The sequence below is a fragment of the Streptomyces sp. NPDC020875 genome (assembly GCF_040641415.1).
Classification (GTDB): Bacteria; Actinomycetota; Actinomycetes; order Streptomycetales; family Streptomycetaceae; genus Streptomyces.
Window position 1 is genome coordinate 79,764 of sequence record NZ_JBFADP010000004.1, and the last position, 18,644, is coordinate 98,407.

17 protein-coding genes and 1 pseudogene are annotated in these 18,644 nt (G+C 72.7%); 7 read left to right on the plus strand and 11 right to left on the minus strand.

Going from position 1 to position 18,644, the window contains the following annotated elements; genetic code table 11:
* Nucleotides 1-38 precede the first annotated feature (38 nt).
* The 6 genes from glpR to galU form a co-directional block, all read right to left on the minus strand.
* Nucleotides 39-1,166, minus strand: a complete 1,128-nt coding sequence (gene glpR, locus AB0G74_RS03630) for a gephyrin-like molybdotransferase receptor GlpR (RefSeq protein WP_361140159.1) — start codon at nucleotides 1,164-1,166, stop codon at nucleotides 39-41.
* Nucleotides 1,167-1,305: 139 nt separating this feature from the next.
* Nucleotides 1,306-1,929, minus strand: a complete 624-nt coding sequence (locus tag AB0G74_RS03635; RefSeq protein ID WP_361140432.1) for a GNAT family protein — start codon at nucleotides 1,927-1,929, stop codon at nucleotides 1,306-1,308.
* The gene (locus AB0G74_RS03640) at nucleotides 1,926-2,582 is read right to left on the minus strand and encodes a MogA/MoaB family molybdenum cofactor biosynthesis protein (RefSeq protein WP_361140162.1); all 657 of its coding nucleotides are present in this window, start codon (nucleotides 2,580-2,582) and stop codon (nucleotides 1,926-1,928) included. Before AB0G74_RS03640 ends, AB0G74_RS03635 begins: the two co-directional genes overlap by 4 nt.
* Nucleotides 2,579-3,061: a cyclic pyranopterin monophosphate synthase MoaC gene (gene moaC / locus AB0G74_RS03645; RefSeq protein ID WP_361140165.1), complete on the minus strand. Its 483-nt coding sequence runs from the start codon at nucleotides 3,059-3,061 to the stop codon at nucleotides 2,579-2,581. The genes AB0G74_RS03640 and moaC overlap by 4 nt, the downstream gene beginning before the upstream one ends.
* Before the next feature lie 147 nt (nucleotides 3,062-3,208).
* Nucleotides 3,209-4,531 carry a gephyrin-like molybdotransferase Glp gene (gene glp, locus AB0G74_RS03650; RefSeq protein WP_361140434.1) on the minus strand — a complete coding sequence of 441 codons (1,323 nt, stop codon included), beginning with the start codon at nucleotides 4,529-4,531 and terminating at the stop codon, nucleotides 3,209-3,211.
* Nucleotides 4,532-4,557: 26 nt separating this feature from the next.
* Entirely contained in the window at nucleotides 4,558-5,469 is a 912-nt protein-coding gene (galU, locus tag AB0G74_RS03655; protein ID WP_361140168.1) for a UTP--glucose-1-phosphate uridylyltransferase GalU, read from the minus strand.
* 445 nt (nucleotides 5,470-5,914) lie between these two features.
* On the opposite strand from galU, the pseudogene AB0G74_RS03660 reads away from it, so the two are divergent.
* Nucleotides 5,915-6,469: pseudogene (locus tag AB0G74_RS03660) on the plus strand (5-formyltetrahydrofolate cyclo-ligase); the annotation flags it as partial.
* Between the two features lie 247 nt (nucleotides 6,470-6,716).
* Here the strand turns inward: AB0G74_RS03660 and AB0G74_RS03665 are convergent.
* Entirely contained in the window at nucleotides 6,717-9,614 is a 2,898-nt protein-coding gene (locus AB0G74_RS03665) for a penicillin acylase family protein (RefSeq protein WP_361140170.1), read from the minus strand.
* Between the two features lie 266 nt (nucleotides 9,615-9,880).
* Between AB0G74_RS03665 and AB0G74_RS03670 the strand changes: the two genes are divergently transcribed.
* From AB0G74_RS03670 to mscL, 6 genes are all read left to right on the plus strand, one after another.
* The gene (locus AB0G74_RS03670; RefSeq protein WP_361140437.1) at nucleotides 9,881-11,368 is read left to right on the plus strand and encodes a potassium/proton antiporter; all 1,488 of its coding nucleotides are present in this window, start codon (nucleotides 9,881-9,883) and stop codon (nucleotides 11,366-11,368) included.
* Nucleotides 11,369-11,909: 541 nt separating this feature from the next.
* Nucleotides 11,910-13,163: an MFS transporter gene (locus AB0G74_RS03675; protein ID WP_361140439.1), complete on the plus strand. Its 1,254-nt coding sequence runs from the start codon at nucleotides 11,910-11,912 to the stop codon at nucleotides 13,161-13,163.
* Between the two features lie 68 nt (nucleotides 13,164-13,231).
* Complete coding sequence (locus tag AB0G74_RS03680) at nucleotides 13,232-13,567, plus strand: FmdB family zinc ribbon protein (protein WP_361140173.1); 336 nt, start codon at nucleotides 13,232-13,234, stop codon at nucleotides 13,565-13,567.
* A 163-nt stretch (nucleotides 13,568-13,730) separates the two neighbouring features.
* Entirely contained in the window at nucleotides 13,731-14,570 is an 840-nt protein-coding gene (locus tag AB0G74_RS03685) for an S-methyl-5'-thioadenosine phosphorylase (RefSeq protein WP_361140176.1), read from the plus strand.
* 442 nt (nucleotides 14,571-15,012) lie between these two features.
* A complete protein-coding gene (locus AB0G74_RS03690) occupies nucleotides 15,013-15,576 on the plus strand; it encodes an RcpC/CpaB family pilus assembly protein (protein WP_361140179.1) in 564 nt (187 codons plus the stop codon).
* 216 nt (nucleotides 15,577-15,792) lie between these two features.
* Nucleotides 15,793-16,287: a large conductance mechanosensitive channel protein MscL gene (gene mscL / locus AB0G74_RS03695; RefSeq protein WP_361140181.1), complete on the plus strand. Its 495-nt coding sequence runs from the start codon at nucleotides 15,793-15,795 to the stop codon at nucleotides 16,285-16,287.
* A 22-nt stretch (nucleotides 16,288-16,309) separates the two neighbouring features.
* Here mscL and AB0G74_RS03700 read toward each other — a convergent pair whose 3' ends face one another.
* The 4 genes from AB0G74_RS03700 to AB0G74_RS03715 form a co-directional block, all read right to left on the minus strand.
* Nucleotides 16,310-16,513 carry a hypothetical protein gene (locus AB0G74_RS03700; protein ID WP_361140184.1) on the minus strand — a complete coding sequence of 68 codons (204 nt, stop codon included), beginning with the start codon at nucleotides 16,511-16,513 and terminating at the stop codon, nucleotides 16,310-16,312.
* 271 nt (nucleotides 16,514-16,784) lie between these two features.
* Nucleotides 16,785-17,288, minus strand: coding sequence for a hypothetical protein (locus tag AB0G74_RS03705; RefSeq protein WP_361140187.1), 504 nt, complete (start codon nucleotides 17,286-17,288; stop codon nucleotides 16,785-16,787).
* Nucleotides 17,285-18,031 carry a Rieske (2Fe-2S) protein gene (locus AB0G74_RS03710; protein ID WP_361140190.1) on the minus strand — a complete coding sequence of 249 codons (747 nt, stop codon included), beginning with the start codon at nucleotides 18,029-18,031 and terminating at the stop codon, nucleotides 17,285-17,287. The genes AB0G74_RS03705 and AB0G74_RS03710 overlap by 4 nt, the downstream gene beginning before the upstream one ends.
* Complete coding sequence (locus tag AB0G74_RS03715; protein ID WP_361140193.1) at nucleotides 18,028-18,642, minus strand: 4Fe-4S dicluster domain-containing protein; 615 nt, start codon at nucleotides 18,640-18,642, stop codon at nucleotides 18,028-18,030. Before AB0G74_RS03715 ends, AB0G74_RS03710 begins: the two co-directional genes overlap by 4 nt.
* Nucleotides 18,643-18,644 lie beyond the last annotated feature (2 nt).

Genomic DNA, 18,644 nt, shown 5'->3' on the forward strand with positions numbered 1-18,644 from the left:
CCTCGGCCGGAGTGCCCGTTAATCCGTTCCGGCGCAGGTCACTCGTTGGCGGCGCGGGGGCGGTCCTCGTCCGCGTACTGGTCGAAGAGGGGGGTGCGGCCGCGGTCGCGGGGGGTGCGGCGCGGGGGTGGGGACTGGCGGGGCGGGGGCGGGGTGGGGTCCGCCGCGGACGAGCGGGCCGAGCTCCAGGTCTCCGGGTCGTTCATGTCGATGCCGCTGGTGGCGCGGGGAGCGACCGGGGCCGTCACATAGGTCGGGAGGGGGACCGGGACGGGGTCCCAGCTGTCGCCGGAGGCCGGGCCGCGGTCGCGCTGCTGGTCGACCCATTCCGCGTGGTCCGTCTGCTCGACCAGGGCGCGGCGGCCGGCCTCCTGCGGGGAGACGGGGGCCGGTTCGGGCTCGGGGAGGGGGTCGGGGCGTTCGGCGGCGGGTTCCGGGCGGGGCGCGGGGGGCGCGGGGCGGCGGCGGGTCTCCCGGAGCCGGGCCGCGGCCGCCTCCGCCCTGCGGCGGTCCATCACGACCACGAAGCGCCGTCGTTCCTGGGCGCGCAGATAGGCGATGTAGGCGCTGAGGAGTACGGCGGGTACCGCGGGGGCCCAGAGGAAGCCGAGGCCGCCGACCGCGGCCACCACGGAGCCCGCGGTGAAGGTGAGGAAGAGCATCACCGTCGTACGGCGGCGACGGGCCAGCACCTTGCTGCGGCGGGCCCGCTCGGCGGCCGTGCCGCCGGGGCGCGGGCGCTGGCGGCGCTGCCGGAGCGAGCCGGGGGCGGGCGGTTCGGCCTGGGCCGTGCCGGTTCCGGGCGCCGCCGGGCCGTGTGCCGTACCGCCGGGGCCGGGGCGGGCCGGGGCGGGCGCGCGCACCTGGTCCGGGGGGCGGACCTCCGTGCGGGGCGCGGCGAAGGCCCGGACGTCGACGGTGCTCAGATGCTCCGTGACGGCGTCCGGGTCGATGTCGGAGTCGGGCCGCTCCGGGTCGCGATCCCGCAGCTCCTTGGCGTATCGGCGCTCCATCGCGCCACGGCCGGACAACAGCCGGATGGCGGTGGAGAAGCGTTCCGTCGGACGTGCCTCGTTCAGCTCGTCCTGCCTGCGGAGCCACATCGGCACCAGGTAGGCGGCCCAGGCCCCGACGATGACTGCGTAGATGAGGCCGCTGCTGCTCACGGTCACACCGTAGAGGGATTCTCGCAAGGACATCCGCCAATTGGGCCGGTGTGTCGCCCGATCCCGCTGATATGACGGACTTTTTTTGCGATTGTTCCGATCATCACATGACCATGGGGAAAGTATTCGAACATATTTCTTATTTCTGTGGGGTCTCGGGCCGGGCCCGCCGCCAGCGGGGGAGCAGGCCCTCGGGGACTTCCTCCGCGGTCAGGGCGAACACCAGATGGTCGCGCCATGCGCCGTCGATGTGGAGATATCGAGGACGCAGGCCCTCTTCACGGAATCCGAGTTTCTCCACGACCCGGCGGCTCGGCCCGTTCTCGGGCCGAATGCAGACCTCCATCCGGTGCAGTCCGACGGTTCGGAAACAGTGGTCGGTGACGAGCGCCACGGCGGTCGGCATCACCCCGCGCCCGGCGACCTCCCGGTCGACCCAGTAGCCGACGTGTCCCGAGCACATCGAGCCCCAGGTGATCCCGGCGACCGTGAGCTGACCCACCAGCCGCCCCCGGTACTCGATGACGAAGGGCAGCATCCGGCCCGCGTTCGCCTCCGCCCGCAGATGGCGGACCATCTGGCGGTACGTGGGGCGCTGCGCGGGCGGCGCGCCGGGCGCCGGGGGCGGGATGGTGGCCTCCCAGGGGCGCAGCCAGTCGCGGTTGCGGCGGTTCACCTCGCGCCAGGCCCGCTGGTCGCGCAGCCTTATCGGGCGGAGGACCACATCTCCGTCGGCCAGGACCACCGGCCAGGGGGCGTTCAGTTCGGGCTCCCCGGGGATCCGGGTCCGCGCCCGGTGCCGTCCCGGTGGGCGGGTTCCCCGGCGGGGGCGTGGTCGGCGCCGCGCAGCTGGTCCACCGCGTGCGGCAGCAGCCGGGCGAGGACGGCCAGTCCGTCCCGTACGCCACCGGGCGAACCGGGGAGGTTCACCACCAGGGTGCCGTCCGCGACTCCGGCCAGGCCCCGGGAGAGCGCCGCCGTGGGGACCTTCGGGGCGCCGTGGGCGCGGATCGCCTCCGGGATGCCGGGGATCTCGTAGTCGAGGACGGCCCGGGTCTGTTCGGGGGTGCGGTCGGTGGGCGACAGGCCCGTACCGCCGGTGGTGACGATCACGTCGTATCCGGCGGCGACGCCCGCGCGCAGTGCCGCGCCGACCGGGTCGCCGTCGGGGACGACGAGGGGGCCTTCGACGGTGAAGCCGAGGGCGGTCAGGCCCTCGGCGAGCAGCGGGCCGCCCCGGTCGGCGTAGACGCCCGCCGATGCCCGGTTGGAGGCCGTGATCACCAGGGCGCGGCCGATGGCCGGTCCGGAGGGCGGCGGGGCGCCCGTGTGGGCCGCCGCCGCAGGGGCGGCCGGGCCGTCCTCGGGAGCGGGGCCGCCGTGCGTATGGCTGTGGACTTCGCCGCCGCGGCTCACGGGCGGCTCCAGTCGCCGGACTTCCCGCCCGTCTTCTCCTCCACCCGTACGTCGGTGATCACCGCCGCCTTGTCGACCGCCTTCACCATGTCCACGACCGTGAGCCCGGCCACCGTCACAGCGGTCAGGGCCTCCATCTCCACCCCCGTACGGTCCGTGGTCCGTACGGTCGCGGTGATCTCCACGGCGTCGTCGGCGACCGCGAGGTCGACCTTCACCCCGGAGAGCGCCAGCGGATGGCAGAGCGGAATCAGTTCGGGCGTCTTCTTGGCGCCCATGATCCCGGCGATCCGCGCGGTGGCCAGCGCGTCCCCCTTGGGTACGCCCTCGCCCCGCAGCAGTCCGACCACCCGGGGCGACACCAGGACACGGCCGGTGGCCCGTGCGGTCCGCCGGGTGACGTCCTTCCCCGAGACGTCGACCATCCGGGCCGCCCCCGCCTCGTCGATATGCGTCAGTCCGCCCGCTTCTGTACTCATCCGCCGCTCGCCGCTCCGGTCCGCTCCGGGCCGGGCGGCGGTCCGCAGGACCGTGCCACCCGTGAGAACCCGTAAGCACCTGTAAGAACTTCGTCACGGCCCGTACGGGCGCGTGTGCGCAGCCACCGTACCCCCCGGACGTGCGGGTCAGCCGAGGAGGACCACCTCCACCTCGTCCCCGGGCGCCACGGAGGTGTCCGCCTCCGGCACCACGATCAGACAGTCGGCGTGGGCCAGCGCCGCGACCAGATGCGAACCGGCGCCGCCGACCGGGGCGACCGTCCCCGCCCCGGGGTCGTACGCGCCCCGGAGGAACTGGCGGCGGCCCTCCGGCGAGCGCAGGGGCGCGTCCGCCGCCAGCCGGGCCCGGGCCCGGGGCCGGTGGATCTCCGCCATCCCCATCAGGGTCCGCACCACGGGCCGGACGAACAGCTCGAAGGAGACATAGGAGGAGACCGGATTGCCCGGCAGGGCCAGCAGGGGCGTGTGGTCGGGGCCGACCGTGCCGAACCCCTGCGGTTTGCCCGGCTGCATCGCGAGGGTGCGGAAGTCGACCCCGCTGCCGGACGCCACGGAGTCGCCGCCGTCGCCGGAGCCGTCCGCGCCGTCCGCGCCGACGTCCGAGAGGGCCTCCTTCACCACGTCGTACGCCCCCACACTCACCCCGCCCGTGGTCACCACCAGGTCCGCCCGGACGAGCTGGTCCTCGATGGTGGCCCGCAGGATGTCCGCGTCGTCGGTCACGGCGCCCACCCGGTAGGCGATCGCCCCGGCCTCCCGGGCCGCGGCGGCGAGCGCGAAGCTGTTGGAGTCGTAGATCTGCCCCTCCCCCAGCGCCTCACCGGGCTGGACCAGCTCGCTCCCGGTCGACAGCACCACCACCCGCGGTCTGGGCCGCACCCGCACCGTCCCCCGGCCGATCGCGGCCAGCAGCCCGATCTGCGGGGCGCCCAGGACCGTACCGCGCGCCAGCGCCAGATCCCCGGCGCTCACATCGCTGCCGCGCGCCCGGACGTGGGCGCCCGCCGACGCCGGACGGTGGACCCGGACCTCGCCGCCCGCGCCCTGCGGGGCCCGGCCCGCCGGGAGCATCGCCACCGCGGCCCCGCCGCCCGTACCCCCGTCGGTCCACTCGACGGGGACGACCGCCTCCGCGCCCGGCGGCAGCGGCGCGCCCGTCATGATCCGCGCCGCCTCGCCGGGGCCCACCGACGGCGGGGCGGCGCCGCCCGCCGCGATGTCGCCGACGACCGTCAGCACGGCCGGGAACTCCTCCGTCGCCCCCTGGACATCGGCCACCCGGACCGCGTACCCGTCCATCGAGCTGTTGTCGAAGGGCGGCAGGGCGACGGGGACGGTGACGTCCTCGACCAGGACACAGCCCTGGGCATCGGCCAGATGCAGCTCGATCGGGTCGAGCGGCCGGACCGCCGCGAGGATGTCCTCCAGATGGCCGTCGACCGACCACATGGTGCCGCTGCTCAACGCGCTGTCGCTCAATTCCGCTGCATCTCCTCGGTCACATAGCTCCGCAGCCAGTCCCGGAACTCCGGCCCCAGATCTTCACGTTCGCACGCGAGTCTGACAATCGCCCGCAGATAGTCCCCGCGGTCGCCGGTGTCGTACCGCCGTCCCTTGAAGACCACCCCGTGGACCGGTCCGCCGACCTTCTCGTCGGCGGCCAGTTTCTGGAGGGCGTCGGTCAGCTGGATCTCGTTGCCGCGCCCCGGCTCGGTCTCGCGGAGTATCGCGAAGACGGCGGGGTCGAGGACGTAGCGGCCGATGATGGCGAGATTGCTGGGCGCCTCGGCCCGCTCGGGCTTCTCCACGAGCTGGGTGACCCGGACGACGTCCCCGTCGGCGGTCGGCTCGACGGCGGCACAGCCGTACTGGTGGATCTGGGACGGTTCGACCTCCATGAGGGCGATCACGCTGCCGCCCTCGCGCTCACGGACGTCGACCATGCGGGCGAGCAGCGGGTCGCGCGGGTCGATCAGGTCGTCGCCGAGGAGGACGGCGAAGGGCTGGTCGCCGACGTGCGGGGCGGCGCACAGGACGGCGTGGCCGAGGCCGCGCGGATCGCCCTGCCGGACGTAGTGCATGGTGGCGAGGTCACTGGATGCCTGGACCGCCTTCAGCCGGCTCTCGTCGCCCTTGCGGGAGAGCGCCTCCTCCAGCTCGTAGTTGCGGTCGAAGTGGTCCTCCAGGGGACGCTTGTTGCGTCCGGTGATCATGAGCACATCGGAGAGACCGGCGGCCACGGCCTCCTCGACGACGTACTGGATCGCGGGTTTGTCGACGACAGGCAGCATCTCTTTGGGAGTGGCTTTGGTGGCAGGCAGGAAGCGCGTACCGAGGCCGGCGGCGGGGATGACCGCCTTGCTGATCCTGGGGTTCGACTGAGTCATGCCCGGCACAATATCCGGTGCATATGCGGGGAAGATCAGGCTCCGGTTAACTACCTACGCATAAAGGCGTATACGAGGGGTTTGGGAGCGGTCGATGAGGCATAAACGTTCCGGTGAAGTGTCCGAAAACCCGGCGGAGGCGGAGGGCGTTCCGGGGCCCGACGCGGGCGCCGACGCGCTTACGGACGATTCCGGTACGGCTCCGGGGGCGCGTGGAACCCTTACGGGCCGGGGCGCCGACGGCCCCGGCCGCGACGCGGCGGATTCCGCTACGACCGGTACGACTGGTTCCGATACGACTGCCTCCGGTACGACCGGCGGAGACGGCGGGGCCGGTTCCGGTACGACCGGTACGACCGGTGCGAGTGGCGGGGCCGGCTCCGGTACGACCGGTTCCGTCGCGGCGGCGGGGAGCGGCGCCGATACGACAGCGGGGAAGCGCGCCCTGCGCCGTGCCCTGCTGGACGCCCGCGCCGGGCTGACCCCCGAGCTGGCCGCGACCGCCGCCCGCGAACTGACCCGGCACGCCCTGGAACTCTCCGAACTCACCGCCGCGGGCACCGTGGCCGCGTATGTCTCGGTGGGCCGCGAACCGGGCACCCGCGCCCTGCTGGACGCGCTGCGCGCCCGGGGCGTCCGCGTACTGCTGCCGGTGCTGCTGCCCGACGACGACCTCGACTGGGCGGTGTACGAGGGCCCGGAGCGGCTGGCGCGCGCCGGGCGGGGGCTGCTGGAGCCGACCGGGCCCCGGCTCGGCCCCGGCGCCGTACGCGGGGCGGACGCGGTGCTGCTGCCCGGCCTGGCGGTGGACGGGCGCGGGATGCGGCTGGGACGGGGCGGTGGTTCGTACGACCGCGTACTGGCCCGGCTCGCCGACAGCCCCGTACCGCCGCCGCTGGTCGTCCTGCTGTACGCGAACGAGGTGGTCGACCGGGTCCCGGCGGAGGCGCACGACCGTCCCGTGCACACGGTCGTCACCCCCGACGGCGTCCGCCGCTTCGCCGGATCGTCCGAAGCCGTCGAAGGCCCGCCTCCGGAGGCCGGGGACGGGCCGTACGGCGGCGCCGGGGAACAGGACGGACAGCCGGACCGGAGCCGGTAGCCCCCGGACCTGAGCGGCCCGGCGAACGGCTTCTGCGGGGCCGGACGGGCCGCACATCCCGCCCGGCCCCGCGAGCCCGGACGGGCCGGAAACGAGGCCGTACGCCCCGTTCCCGGCCCGGTCGTCCCGGTGCGCCCGACCGCCGTCAGCCGCCCGACTTCGGGGCGAGGGTGAGGGTGTCGACCGTGTTCTTCTCCACCGCGTCGGGGCTGAAGGACCAGTCCAGCAGCTCACCCTTGGCCCATTTGTCGGTCTGGTCCGTGTAGTGCGCGCTGTACGCGTGCCCGGAGGCGCCGGTCAGATTGATCCACCGCGACTTGTCCCAGTCGCCGACGTTGACCACCATCCGCATGGACGGCACCCAGACCACGTCGTAACCGGAGGCCGCGTTCCAGCCGGTGGCGTTGACCGCCGCCTCACCGCCGCCCAGGTTCCACGGTCCGCGGTTGAGCAAGTACTTGACCAGCCCGGGGCCCTCCTTACCGAGGGTCTGGTTCTTCAGGTGGAGCTGGTGGAGCCGTCCCCAGCTCCAGGAGTCCATGTCCTTGCCCAGCTCGGCCGTCAGCTCCCAGCGGGCGTCCTCCATGGCCCGGGCGAACAGCTCGTCCCGGGTCTTGGTCGCCTTGTCCGTACGGCTGCGGGGCGACTGCCACCAGATGTTGTCCTCGTCCTTGAGGATGCCCCGGACCACCTCGAACCAGCGGTCGCCGCCGTCGGGCTGCGCCGTGTCGCCGTCCCGGACGCCGCATTCGACGACCGGCTCGATCTGGTCGTCCGGTCCGGTCGCGTCGGCCGGCCGGACACTCAGGCAGTCGCCCTCGGCCCGCAGTTCCTTGGGCAGCTTGTTGCCGAAGGCGAGCTTGAGGATGTTCCGCCAGACGGCGTTGAAGTACGCGGCGGCGGCAGAGTCGGGTTCCTGACTGAAGTCCCAGCTCTCCAGGAGCTTCTGCGCCTCGCGGACGTGCGGGTCCTTGATGTCGAGCTTGACCAGGATGGGGTTCAGGAGCGTGGCGATCTCGCTCCTGTTGTCCATCTGCATGGTCCGCATGTCCTCGGTGGAGATCTTCCCGCCGTCGGCGATCTTCTGCTCGATCAGATCGTTGATCCGCTGGCTGCGGGCGCCGTAGCCCCAGTCCTTGGTCAGCAGGTGCTTGTACGAGTCGTTGATGACGGCCTGGTTGGCGGTGACGATGAAGCCCCGCTCCGGGTCCTCCTCGTACGGCATCTCCTCGAACGGGACGGGGTCCTTCTCCCAGCGGTAGGCGGGGTCCCAGCCGGGGGCCGGGCGGGCGCCGTCGCCCTTGGCGCGGACCGGGATCCGGCCGGGGGCCTGGTAGCCGATCTTGCCGCTCTTGTCGGCGTAGATCAGGTTCTGCGAGGGGACCTCGAACTTGCTCGCCGCCGCGCGGAAGGAGTCGAAGTCCTTGGCCCGGTTCAGCTCGAAGACGGCGTCCATGGAGCGGCCGGCCTCCAGGGCCGTCCACTGGAGGGAGACGCCGTAGCCGGTGGCCCGGTCGGGCGCGTCGTTGTCGACCGGCGCTTTCTCGCCGACGCCCTCCAGCTCGTCACTGCGGTCGGAGAGCAGCGGGCGGCCCTGGGCGGTCTCGCGGACGGTGATCGTCCTGGACTTGCCGCCCGCGACCTTGATGACCTCCTTGCGGGAGATCAGCTTCTCCTCGGTGCCCTCTTCGGCGTCGGCGACCCGGCTGTCGCCGGAGATCTTCTCCAGATACAGGTCGGTCACGTCGGCGCCGAGGTTGGTCAGGCCCCAGGAGATGTCCTGATTGTGTCCGATGATCACACCGGGCATACCGGAGAAGGTGAAGCCCGCGGTGTCGTAGGAGCAGGCGCTGGAGACCTTCCGGCAGTGCAGGCCCATCTGGTACCAGAGCGACGGCAGCTGGGGGGCCAGATGCGGGTCGTTGGCGAGCAGCGGCTTCCCGGTGGTCGTGTACTTGCCTGAGACGACCCAGGAGTTCGAGCCGATGCCGTCGCCGTTGGGGCCGAGCAGGGCGGGAATGGACTCGATGGCCTTGGAGACCCCGGCGAGCTGGGCGTTCACGCCGTCCACGGCGTCGGAGGCGTCGGTGCCGCCGGGGTAGCCGTCGCCGGAGCCGCTGTTGCCGGAGATCCCGGTGCCGTCGCCCGTACCGCCGTCGCCGGAGCCGTCGCCCGTACCGGGGTCCGACGAGGCGCCGCCCGTACCCGAATCGGATCCCGAGCCGTCGCTGCCGATGCCGCTGCCGCTGCCGCCGTCCTCCGAGGGCTCGCCGTTCGGGTCGAATGCGCCCTCGGACTCGTCCACGGCGCCGTTCCGCACCACCGGCTTGTTCCGGTTGAACGGGTACTTCGGGTAGAGCTGGGCGATCCGGTCCTGGGAGAGCCGGGACGTCATCAGGGAGCGGTCGATCTCGTCCTGCATATTGCCGCGCAGGTCCCAGGCCATCGCCTTGAGCCAGGCCACCGAGTCGACCGGGGTCCAGGGCTCGGGCTTGTAGTCGTTGCTGAAGGACAGGGCCGCGTACTCGACGGAGAGCTCCTTGCCCTCCTTGCCCTTCATGTAGGCGTTGACCCCGGCCGCGTAGGCGTCCAGGTTCTTCTTGGTGGCCGGGGAGAGCTTCTTGTCGTACTCCTCCTGCGCGGTCCGGTGCCAGCCCAGGGTCCGCAGGAAGGCGTCCGTGTCGACCTGGCCCGAGCCGAACATCTCGGAGAGCCTGCCCGCCGTCATATGGCGGCGGACGTCCATCTCCCAGAAGCGGTCCTGGGCGTGGACGAAGCCCTGGGCGCGGAACAGGTCCTCGTCGCTGTCGGCGTAGAGCTGCGGGATGCCGTAGTCGTCCCGCTTGACCTCGACCTCGCCCTTCAGACCCGGGATCTCGATCTTGCCGGTCGTCTGAGGGAAGGAGGCGCGCACGGAGTCGACGGTCCAGTAACCGCCGTAACCGACGCCGCCGAGCAGCGCCAGCACCAGGACGATCACGAACAGACGACCGCGTCGCCCCTTCTTCTTCTTGGGGGAAGAGGCCGTTGTGTTGGAGGGCATCGCTGTCCTTCGAGGCGCAAGCTGGTCCTGGGGTGCTGGAGCAACCATAGGCGCAGCGGCCCTCCACCCCTGACGCGGTATCCACAAGCGCACCCCGATTATCGGACCGGAGCGCCACCTTGTGTCCGATTCACGTCAGTTGGCGGACCGGGGCGGCGATCCCATGGGGAGCGTCAAGAAAACGTTAAAGATTAGGTAAGGTAACGAAGTGTCGCCGCCCGGAATCAGCATCCGGCACGTAGAGGCGCGAGGGGAAGGATCGGCCACTGACTGTTCACGACCTCAATGAGCTCCTGTTCAGCGGCGCGCTCGTGCTGCTGATCGCCGTCGCCGCGGTACGCATCTCGTCCCGCAGCGGCCTCCCGAGCCTGCTGCTGTATCTGGGTATCGGGGTGGCCATAGGCCAGGACGGCATCTTCAACGTCACGTTCAACAACGCCGAACTGACGCAGGTGATCGGCTATGCCGCGCTGGTGGTGATCCTGGCCGAGGGCGGTCTGGGCACCAAATGGCAGGAGATCAAACCCGCGTTGCCCGCGGCGGTCGCCCTGTCGACCGTCGGCGTCGCGCTGAGCGTCGGTGTCACGGCCGCCGCCGCGCACTACGTCATCGGTCTGGAATGGCGCCAGGCGCTGATCATCGGCGCCGTCGTCTCGTCCACGGACGCCGCCGCCGTCTTCTCCGTACTGCGCAGGGTGCCCCTGCCGTCCCGGGTCACCGGCGTATTGGAGGCCGAGTCGGGGTTCAACGACGCCCCGGTCGTGATCCTGGTCGTCGCCTTCTCCACCGCGGGACCGGTGGACGACTGGTACATGCTGGTCGGGAAGATAGCGCTGGAGCTGGCGATCGGAGCGGGCATCGGGCTCGCCGTCGGCTTCGCCGGCGCCTTCGGGCTGCGGCATGTGGCGCTGCCCGCGTCCGGTCTGTACCCGATCGCCGTGATGGCCATCGCGGTGATCGCGTACGCCGCCGGTGCCATGGCCCACGGCAGCGGCTTCCTCGCCGTCTATCTGGCCGCCGTCGTCCTCGGCAACTCGAAGCTGCCGCACGCCCCCGCCAGCCGCGGCTTCGCGGAGGGGCTCGGCTGGATCGCCCAGATCGGTATGTTCGTCCTGCTGGGGCTGCTGGTCACCCCGCACGAACTGGGCGACGACCTGGTGCCCGCCCTGCTCATCGGGCTGGCGCTGACGATGGTGGCCCGCCCGCTGTCGGTGTTCCTGACCCTGCTGCCGTTCCCGATCCCCAAACGGGAGCAGGTCCTGCTCTCCTGGGCGGGGCTGCGCGGGGCGGTGCCCATCATCCTGGCGACCATCCCCATGGTGTCGGGCGTCGCGGACAGTACCCGGATCTTCAACATCGTCTTCGTCCTGGTCGTCGTCTACACCCTGATCCAGGGGCCGACGCTGCCGTGGCTGGCGAAGGCCCTGAAGCTGGGTCCCGGCGCGCCGTCGGATCTGGGGATCGAGTCGGCGCCGCTGGAGCGGCTCCGCGGCCATCTGCTCTCGCTCACCATCGGTGACGATTCCCGGATGCACGGGGTGGAGGTGGCCGAGCTGCGGCTGCCCGCCGGATCGGCGGTCACCCTGGTGGTCCGGGACGGCAAGAGCTTCGTACCGCTGCCGACGACCGTGCTGCGGCGCGGCGACGAACTGCTGGTGGTGGCGACGGATCCGGTCAGGGACGCGGCCGAGCGCCGTCTCCTCGACGTGGGGCAGGGCGGCAAGCTGGCGGGCTGGCTGGGCCGGGTGAGCTGACGACGGCCGTACGGGGCCGGGGCGGAGCCGTAGGTACGGGCGGGGCGCGGCAAGGAGCCGGGCGTACGGCGCCGGGGCCGTCGGTACGGCGCCGGGGCCGGGTGGATCGGGGCGGAGCCGGGCGTACGGCACCGCTGCCGGGCGGATCGGCGTGGGGGTGTGCCCCGGGGCACGCCTCCGCCCGGCGCCGCCCCTGTAGTGCCCTGTTCCGCGCCCCGGGTGGCCGGGCGGCCGAGCGGCTACCATGAGGACACGTCTTGACCCTCTGATCGACCACCTCTGCCTGACGCAGAGCTGGCGCGACCGTATGGCGGCCAGGAGCCTCGTAGCGTCCCCGTTGTGGACCGGGCCCCGGTATCTACCGCAGTCCCGCGCGCGTGGACAGCTCTCGGTCGCCCCACCTGGCCAGGGGCGGCTACCAGGCGGCAGAAAGGCACGGACCGTGGACTCCGCGGTCACCGACACGGGCGACGGCCGCCCCGGCACCGTACGTACCGAAGGTACGGACCCGTCCCCCGCCGCCCGCCCGGGCTACGGACAGTTGCTGCGCACCCCCGGTGCGTGGACGTTTCTGCTCCCCGGGTTCGTCGCCCGGCAGCCCTTCGCGATGCTGACCATCGGCATCATCCTGCTCCTCCAGGACACCACCGGCTCCTACGGCAGCGCCGGCGTGGTCGCCGCCACGGCCGGGGTCTCCATGGCGCTGTTCGCGCCGCAGAGCGGCCGGCTGGCCGACCGTTTCGGGCAGCGGGCCGTCCTGCTGCCCGGGGCGGTCGTCCACACCGCGTCCGTCTCGGCGCTGATCGCGCTGGCCCTCGCCGACGCCCCGATGTGGGCGCTGCTCGCCGCCGCCGTCCCGACCGGTGCCTCCGTACCGCAGATCGGGCCCATGGTGCGGGCCCGCTGGGCGGCCCGGCTCGACGGCTCGCCGCTGATGCCGACCGCCGCGGCGTTCGAGTCGGTGACGGACGAGTTCACGTTCGTCGTCGGCCCGGTACTGGCGACGGCCCTCTGTACCCAGGTCCATCCGGCTGCGGGTCTGGTCGCCGAGGCGGCGCTGACCCTGATCGGCGGGCTGCTCTTCGCCGCCCAGCACCGTACGCAGCCGCCGGTCACCGGCCGGGGCGCGGCCGGGGCGCCCGGCGGAGCCCGTACCTCCGCGCTCTCCGTTCCCGGAGTGCGCGTACTGATCGTCGCCTTCCTCGGGATCGGCTCCGTCTTCGGCGGGATGCAGGTCTCCCTGACCGCCTTCACCGAGGAGATCGGCAACCCCGGCGTCAACGGCGTCCTGTACGGGATCTTCGCCGCGGGCAATATGCTCGCGGGCGTCGCCTGTGGGGTCGTCGCCGCGAAGCACGGCCCGCTGCGGCGCATGATTCTCGGCTATGCGGGGCTGGCGCTCAGCGTCTCCATGCTGTGGTCGCTTCACTCGGTGATTCTGCTCGGCGCCCTGGGGCTGCTGGTCGGTCTGTTTATCGCACCGGCTCTGATCAGCGGCTACACCTTGGTGGACGGTCTGGTCCCGGCTTCGGCCAGGACCGAGGCGTTCACCTGGCTCACCGGGGCGGTGGCGCTCGGCCAGGCGGCGGCGGTGACGGTCGCGGGCCGGCTGGCCGACACTCAGGGGGCGAGCGCCGGATTCCTGGTCCCGCTGGGCGGAACGGTGCTGGCCCTGGCCACTCTGCTCACCCTGCGCGGTCGGCTGGCTCCGGCGGGCGGCGGGCATCCCGGGGGCCTGATCGCGGCCCGCGGGACGAGTGGGAAGGATCACCGGTCACCGGTGCCGGTGGACTGACGCCACGGAATAGGTCACTATAGACCGTCGTTAGCACTCATTGAGTGAGAGTGCCAGGAGGAAGACAAGTGCCGACCTACCAGTACCAGTGCACCGAATGCGGCGAGGGCCTCGAGGCGGTGCAGAAGTTCACCGACGACGCCCTGACCGTATGCCCGCAGTGCGACGGACGCCTGAAGAAGGTGTTCTCCGCGGTCGGCATCGTCTTCAAGGGTTCCGGTTTCTACCGGAACGACAGCCGGGGCGCGTCGTCCAGTTCCTCCCCCGCGAGTTCGTCGAAGGGCACGGGCTCCGGCTCGGGCTCGGGCTCCGGTTCGGACAAGGCCGCCTCTTCCTCCTCTTCCAGCACGTCGTCGGCCTCCTCGGCCGCGTCGTCTTCCTCGACGAGCACGTCGGCCGCCTGAGTCGGCGCCGAACCGAAGACCCCGTCCGTGGGACACGGCGGGGTCTTCGCCGTACCCGCGCCCGACTCCCCCGCGGCCCGGGGGCAGTTGAGGGGTCCCGGCGGCCGTAGTACGGGTCGAGGGCGGGGTTACCGGCGGACGCCGCGTCGATAGTGTGATCGGTATGGTGAACGTGAACGCAGAGATCGGCGTCATCGGCGGCTCGGGGCTCTACTCCTTCCTGGAGGACGTCACCGAGGTCGCCGTGGACACGCCCTACGGCAGCCCCAGCGACTCCCTCTTCCTCGGCGAGATCGGCGGCCGGAAGGTCGCCTTCCTCCCCCGGCACGGCCGGGACCACCGCGTCCCGCCGAACCGCATCAACTACCGCGCCAATCTGTGGGCGCTGCGCTCCGTCGGCGTACGGCAGGTGCTGTCGCCGTGCGCGGTGGGCGGGCTGCGTACGGAGTACGGCCCGGGAACCCTGGTCGTCCCGGATCAGCTGGTGGACCGGACGAAGTCGCGCGCGGAGACGTACTTCGACGGCGTGCCCCGGGCGGACGGGGCGGTTCCGAACGTCGTGCACACCACCTTCGCGGACCCGTACTGCCCGGCCGGGCGCGCGGTGGCGATCAAGGCGGCGCGCGGGCGCGAGTGGGAGCCGGTGGACGGCGGCACGCTGGTGGTCGTGGAGGGGCCGAGGTTCTCCACCCGGGCGGAGTCGCGATGGTTCGCCTCCGAGGGGTGGGCGGTCGTGGGGATGACCGGGCACCCGGAGGCGGTGCTCGCCCGTGAACTGGCGCTCTGCTACACGGCGCTGGCGCTCGTCACCGACCTGGACGCGGGCGCCGAGACCGGCGAGGGCGTCTCCCACACCGAGGTGATGCGGGTCTTCGGCGAGAACGTGGGGCGGCTGCGGGAGGTCCTGTTCGACGCCGTCGCCGGGCTTCCGGCGCTCGCGGAACGGGACTGTCTCTGCGTGGACGCGCACGAGGGCTGGGATCTGGGGATCGACCTGCCCTGAGTCCTCGAACTCCCCGGCCCCACGACTGCGGTCCCCCGAACTCCGACGCCCGGAAAAATTCTCGGGTCTGCGTCGGGGTTGGGGCCCGGAGCCGGTCCGGGGCAGCACGGGAGGGGTTGCCGGGGGCGGAGTGACACCTGTGGGTGACAGCGTTTTCCACAGCCGGTCGCTCCGTCCACAGCCGTCGGCGGGATCGCCGGGAAGCGGGGATGGTGAGGGCACCCGGTCGACCACGGCCGGGATCAGCCCGACCGACAGGCGGTGTACGACCATGTCCGGCCTCCCTCCATTCCCCTCGCCCTCCTCCCCCTTCCCTTCCTCTCGCTCCTGCTCCTCCTCTCCTTCTTCCAGTTCCTCGGCTTCTACCTCCTCCGCCGCCCCCTTTCCCTACGCCTCATCCCCTTTCTGTCCACCGGGGCCGTCCGTTCCCGGGCGGCGGAGCGTGCCGGACTTCCCACCGGTCCGGGTCAGGGGCGGGACTCATCGGCTGCGGCGGGCGCTGCGCAGGCGGCGCGGAGCCGTCGTGGCCGGGCTCGCGGTGGTGGCCGCGACCATGGCCGCCACCGGAGCGCGCGACGCGCTGGGGGCGGGCGGCGCATCCGCGCCGGACAGCGGCGCCCGGGGTGCTCCCCGTCCACCGGCGGCCTCGGCTCCACCGCCCCGACTGGTGACGGCGCCGGTACGGATCGCGGACGCGGCGACCGTCCGGCTGCTGCGCCCGGGAGACCGGGTCGATGTGATCGCCGCACCGTCCGCACCGGGCGGGCCGGGCGGATTCGGCGGGCCCGGAGCGGAGGGCGCGGCGGCCTCCGGCGAGGCCGGGCAGGCGCGGGTGGTCGCGGCGGGGGTACGGGTGGCCGCAGTTCCCCGGGTTCAGGGGGCGTTCGGGGAAGGGCCGGACGGGCCGGAGGGCGGGGCGCTGGTGGTGCTCTCGGTGCCCCGGTCGACGGCCACGGCCCTGGCCGGTGCCGCGGCGACCTCCCGGCTGGCGGTGACGGTGTGCTGACCCGGGAAGTACGGGCCGGGGGCCGGGGCGGCGCCCGGGAGTCCGGGCTCCGGGTGCCCGCGCGGTCGCCCGCCGGGCGGGGCGTGCCCGTCACTCGTACAGGCGTACCGCCGTTGCACCTCCCGGCCACCCGGAATTGGACAGCCCGACCACTGTGTGCCGTAGGTTGCGGAGCGATTGGCTCCGTATTCCTCCTCCGCAACGAAAGGCTCAGTGGTGACCGAGAAGAAAGTCAGCGTCCTGGAGGGCTTCAAAGCCTTCCTGATGCGCGGCAATGTGATCGACCTGGCGGTAGCGGTCGTCATCGGCGCGGCGTTCACGAGTGTGGTGAACTCCTTCGTCAAGGGCATCATCAACCCCCTGGTCGGCGCCTTCGGCACCAAGGACCTCGACGCCTACAGCTCCTGCATCAAGGGCACCTGCCAGGTGGTGAACGGGGAGGTGCAGGGCATCAAGATCATGTGGGGTTCGGTGCTCGGCGCGGCCCTCACCTTCCTGATCACGGCGGCGGTCGTCTACTTCCTGCTGGTGCTGCCGATGGCCAAGTACCTGGCCCGCAAGGCGGCCAGGGACGCGGCGAAGGAAGGCACGAAGGAGGTCGTCGAGCTGACGGAGCTGGAGGTCCTCAAGGAGATCCGCGACGCGCTGGTGGCGCAGTCGCGGGGCGAGGGCGGTGGCTCCGGGTCCTCGCCGGGACGCCCGCTGGGCTGACCCGGGTGGCCCGGGCCACGGGTCACAGGTGGTGGGGCGGCTTCTCGTCGAGGAAGCGGGCGAGATCGTCGGCCGAGGCGGCGGCCGGAGGCCGCTCGCCCCACCCTCGGTCCGTATCGTCCGCGGACTGCTGGTCCAGCGGATCGTCGAAGTCCAGGACCGGCTTCGGGTTCTGCTGCCGGGTGTTCTTCGCGTCGCGCGGTCCGGGGGCGGGGGCGGTGCTCATGTCTCCAGGGTACGGCGCGCGGCGCCGCGCCCCGGTGGGATTCCCGGCCCTTACGGTCCCGGCGGGCCCCGCTCCCCGGCCGCGCCCCGCCGCGCGGGCACGGTCCGCCGCCCCAGCGGCTCCTCCCCCGCTCACGGCGGCGACGGCTCCCGGAGGCCCAGTCCCGCAGCTGTTGGGCGCGCTGAGAGACGTGATGAGGCGGATGGTCCCGGTCTCCCGGCCGGGGCCGGAGCGCCCCGGGGCTCGCGGACGGGCCGAGCGCCATGGGTGTTCAGCGGTCCTTCGGGCCGAGGGCCCACAGTCCGAGGACCACGACGAACGACAGACACAGGAATCCCGCACCCCACCACGCGGTCTCGGTACGGCCCGACATCCAGGCGTCGACGACCACGGTGAGGCCCCACAGCTGACCGGCGACGGCGCCCAGGACGAGTACGAGCCGGGCGGTGAGCCCGGCGGATCCGGCCGGGTCCTGCTCCCCACCCGCGCCGGGCCCGGGCCCGGTGTGCCGGATCCGGGGATCGGTCCAGCCGCTGGTGGACCGGATCTGGGGATATCGCTCGCGTACGGCCCGGTTGAGCCTGGGCTCGGCGCTCCCGGGGTGGTAGCCGTCCTGGGGCCCCGCGGCCCCGGCTCCGGGGCCGTGGCCGTCCTCGGCGGGCCGTCCCGGCTCCCCCGGGCCGGAACTCGATTCGCCGGTGCCGGGTCCGGAGCCGTACGGCCGCTCGGGGGGCGGTCCGGATGGCTGGTCGGCGGGCCGGTCGGGAGGCGTCATACGTCGTCCTTCGGCAGCTCGGCGCCGGGGCAGCCGAGTTCCACGGCCTGGTCGGGGGAGACCTCGGCGAACTGGCGGCACCAGGCGTCCTTGTCGCTCTCGCCGGAGCGGGTGGTCGCCAGGGCCCAGATACTGCCGTCGAGGTCCTCGGTGACGATCACCCTGGGCAGCGGCCGGGGCGGCGGACCGGCGGTGACCTCGCCCGTACGGACGTCGAAGACGCCGTCGTGGCAGGGGCAGAGCAGTTCGCCCTCCTGGCCCCGGTCGGCCCGGTAGAGCACGGCGCAGGCGAGATGGGTGCAGACGGCCGAGTAGCCCACGAGGGTGCCGTCGGCGAGCCGGACGGCGACGGCCCGGTCGTCCTTCCCCGGGTAGGTGAAGGCCAGGGCCTCGCCGGGGGCCAGACTGTCGGCGATCTTCCGGGGGTCGGGGGTTCCCTCGACGTCGTTGGGCCGGTGCAGGATGCCCGCGGCGACCCCGATCCCGCCGAGGGCGAGACCGCCGGAGACGATAGTGACGATCCGCAGATAGTCGCGTCGGGTGGTGAGCGCGTCGGCCGCGATCCGGTCGCGCAGCGCCTCCCGGGCACCGCCCGGCCCGCCGGAACCGTGGAACTCGGGATCGCCGGACTCGGGGCCGTGGGGTCCGGGGCCCTGATGCCCGCCGTCGCCGGGCGGGCCGCCGTGGGCGGGCGGGTCTCCCCCGGCACCGGGCCCGGAGGGCGGGGGCGCGGTCAGGCTCATCGGGGCCCCGCCTCCCGGGTGTCGACCCCGTTGACCTCCACCACCGGCAGCCCGCCGGGGAGGGGCCACCGGGCCCGGTCGGCGGGGACGGCCATCGCGACCCCGGTCCGGACCGTCGTCGCGCCGAAGGTGAACGAGTCGGCGACCTGTACCCCGGGGCGTTCGGCCCGCAGTTCGTCGAGGGTGCCGTAGAAGAGGGCCCCGGTGGGGCAGACCGTGGCGCACATGGGGGCGAGACCGGACGAGGTGCGGTCGTAGCAGAGGTCGCACTTCATCTGGAGTTTCGCGGCCAGATCGATCTTCGGTACGCCGAAGGGGCAGGCGTTGACGCAGTGGGCGCAGCCGATGCAGCGGGAGGTGTCGGCCTGCTGCACCACCCCGTCGGCGGTCACCTGGATCGCGTCGGCCGGGCAGACCTCGGCACAGGGCGCGACGGGGTCCTCGCAGTGCATACAGACCGTGGGAAGGGAGGCGACGGAATGGCCCTCGTCGGGGTAATCGAGATGGATCATGGACCGGCCGCGGTGCGAGTCGCATTCCCGGCAGGCGGAGACACATGCCTGGCAGCCGATGCAGCGCCCGGGATCGATGAAGATCGTTCTGCCCATCATGG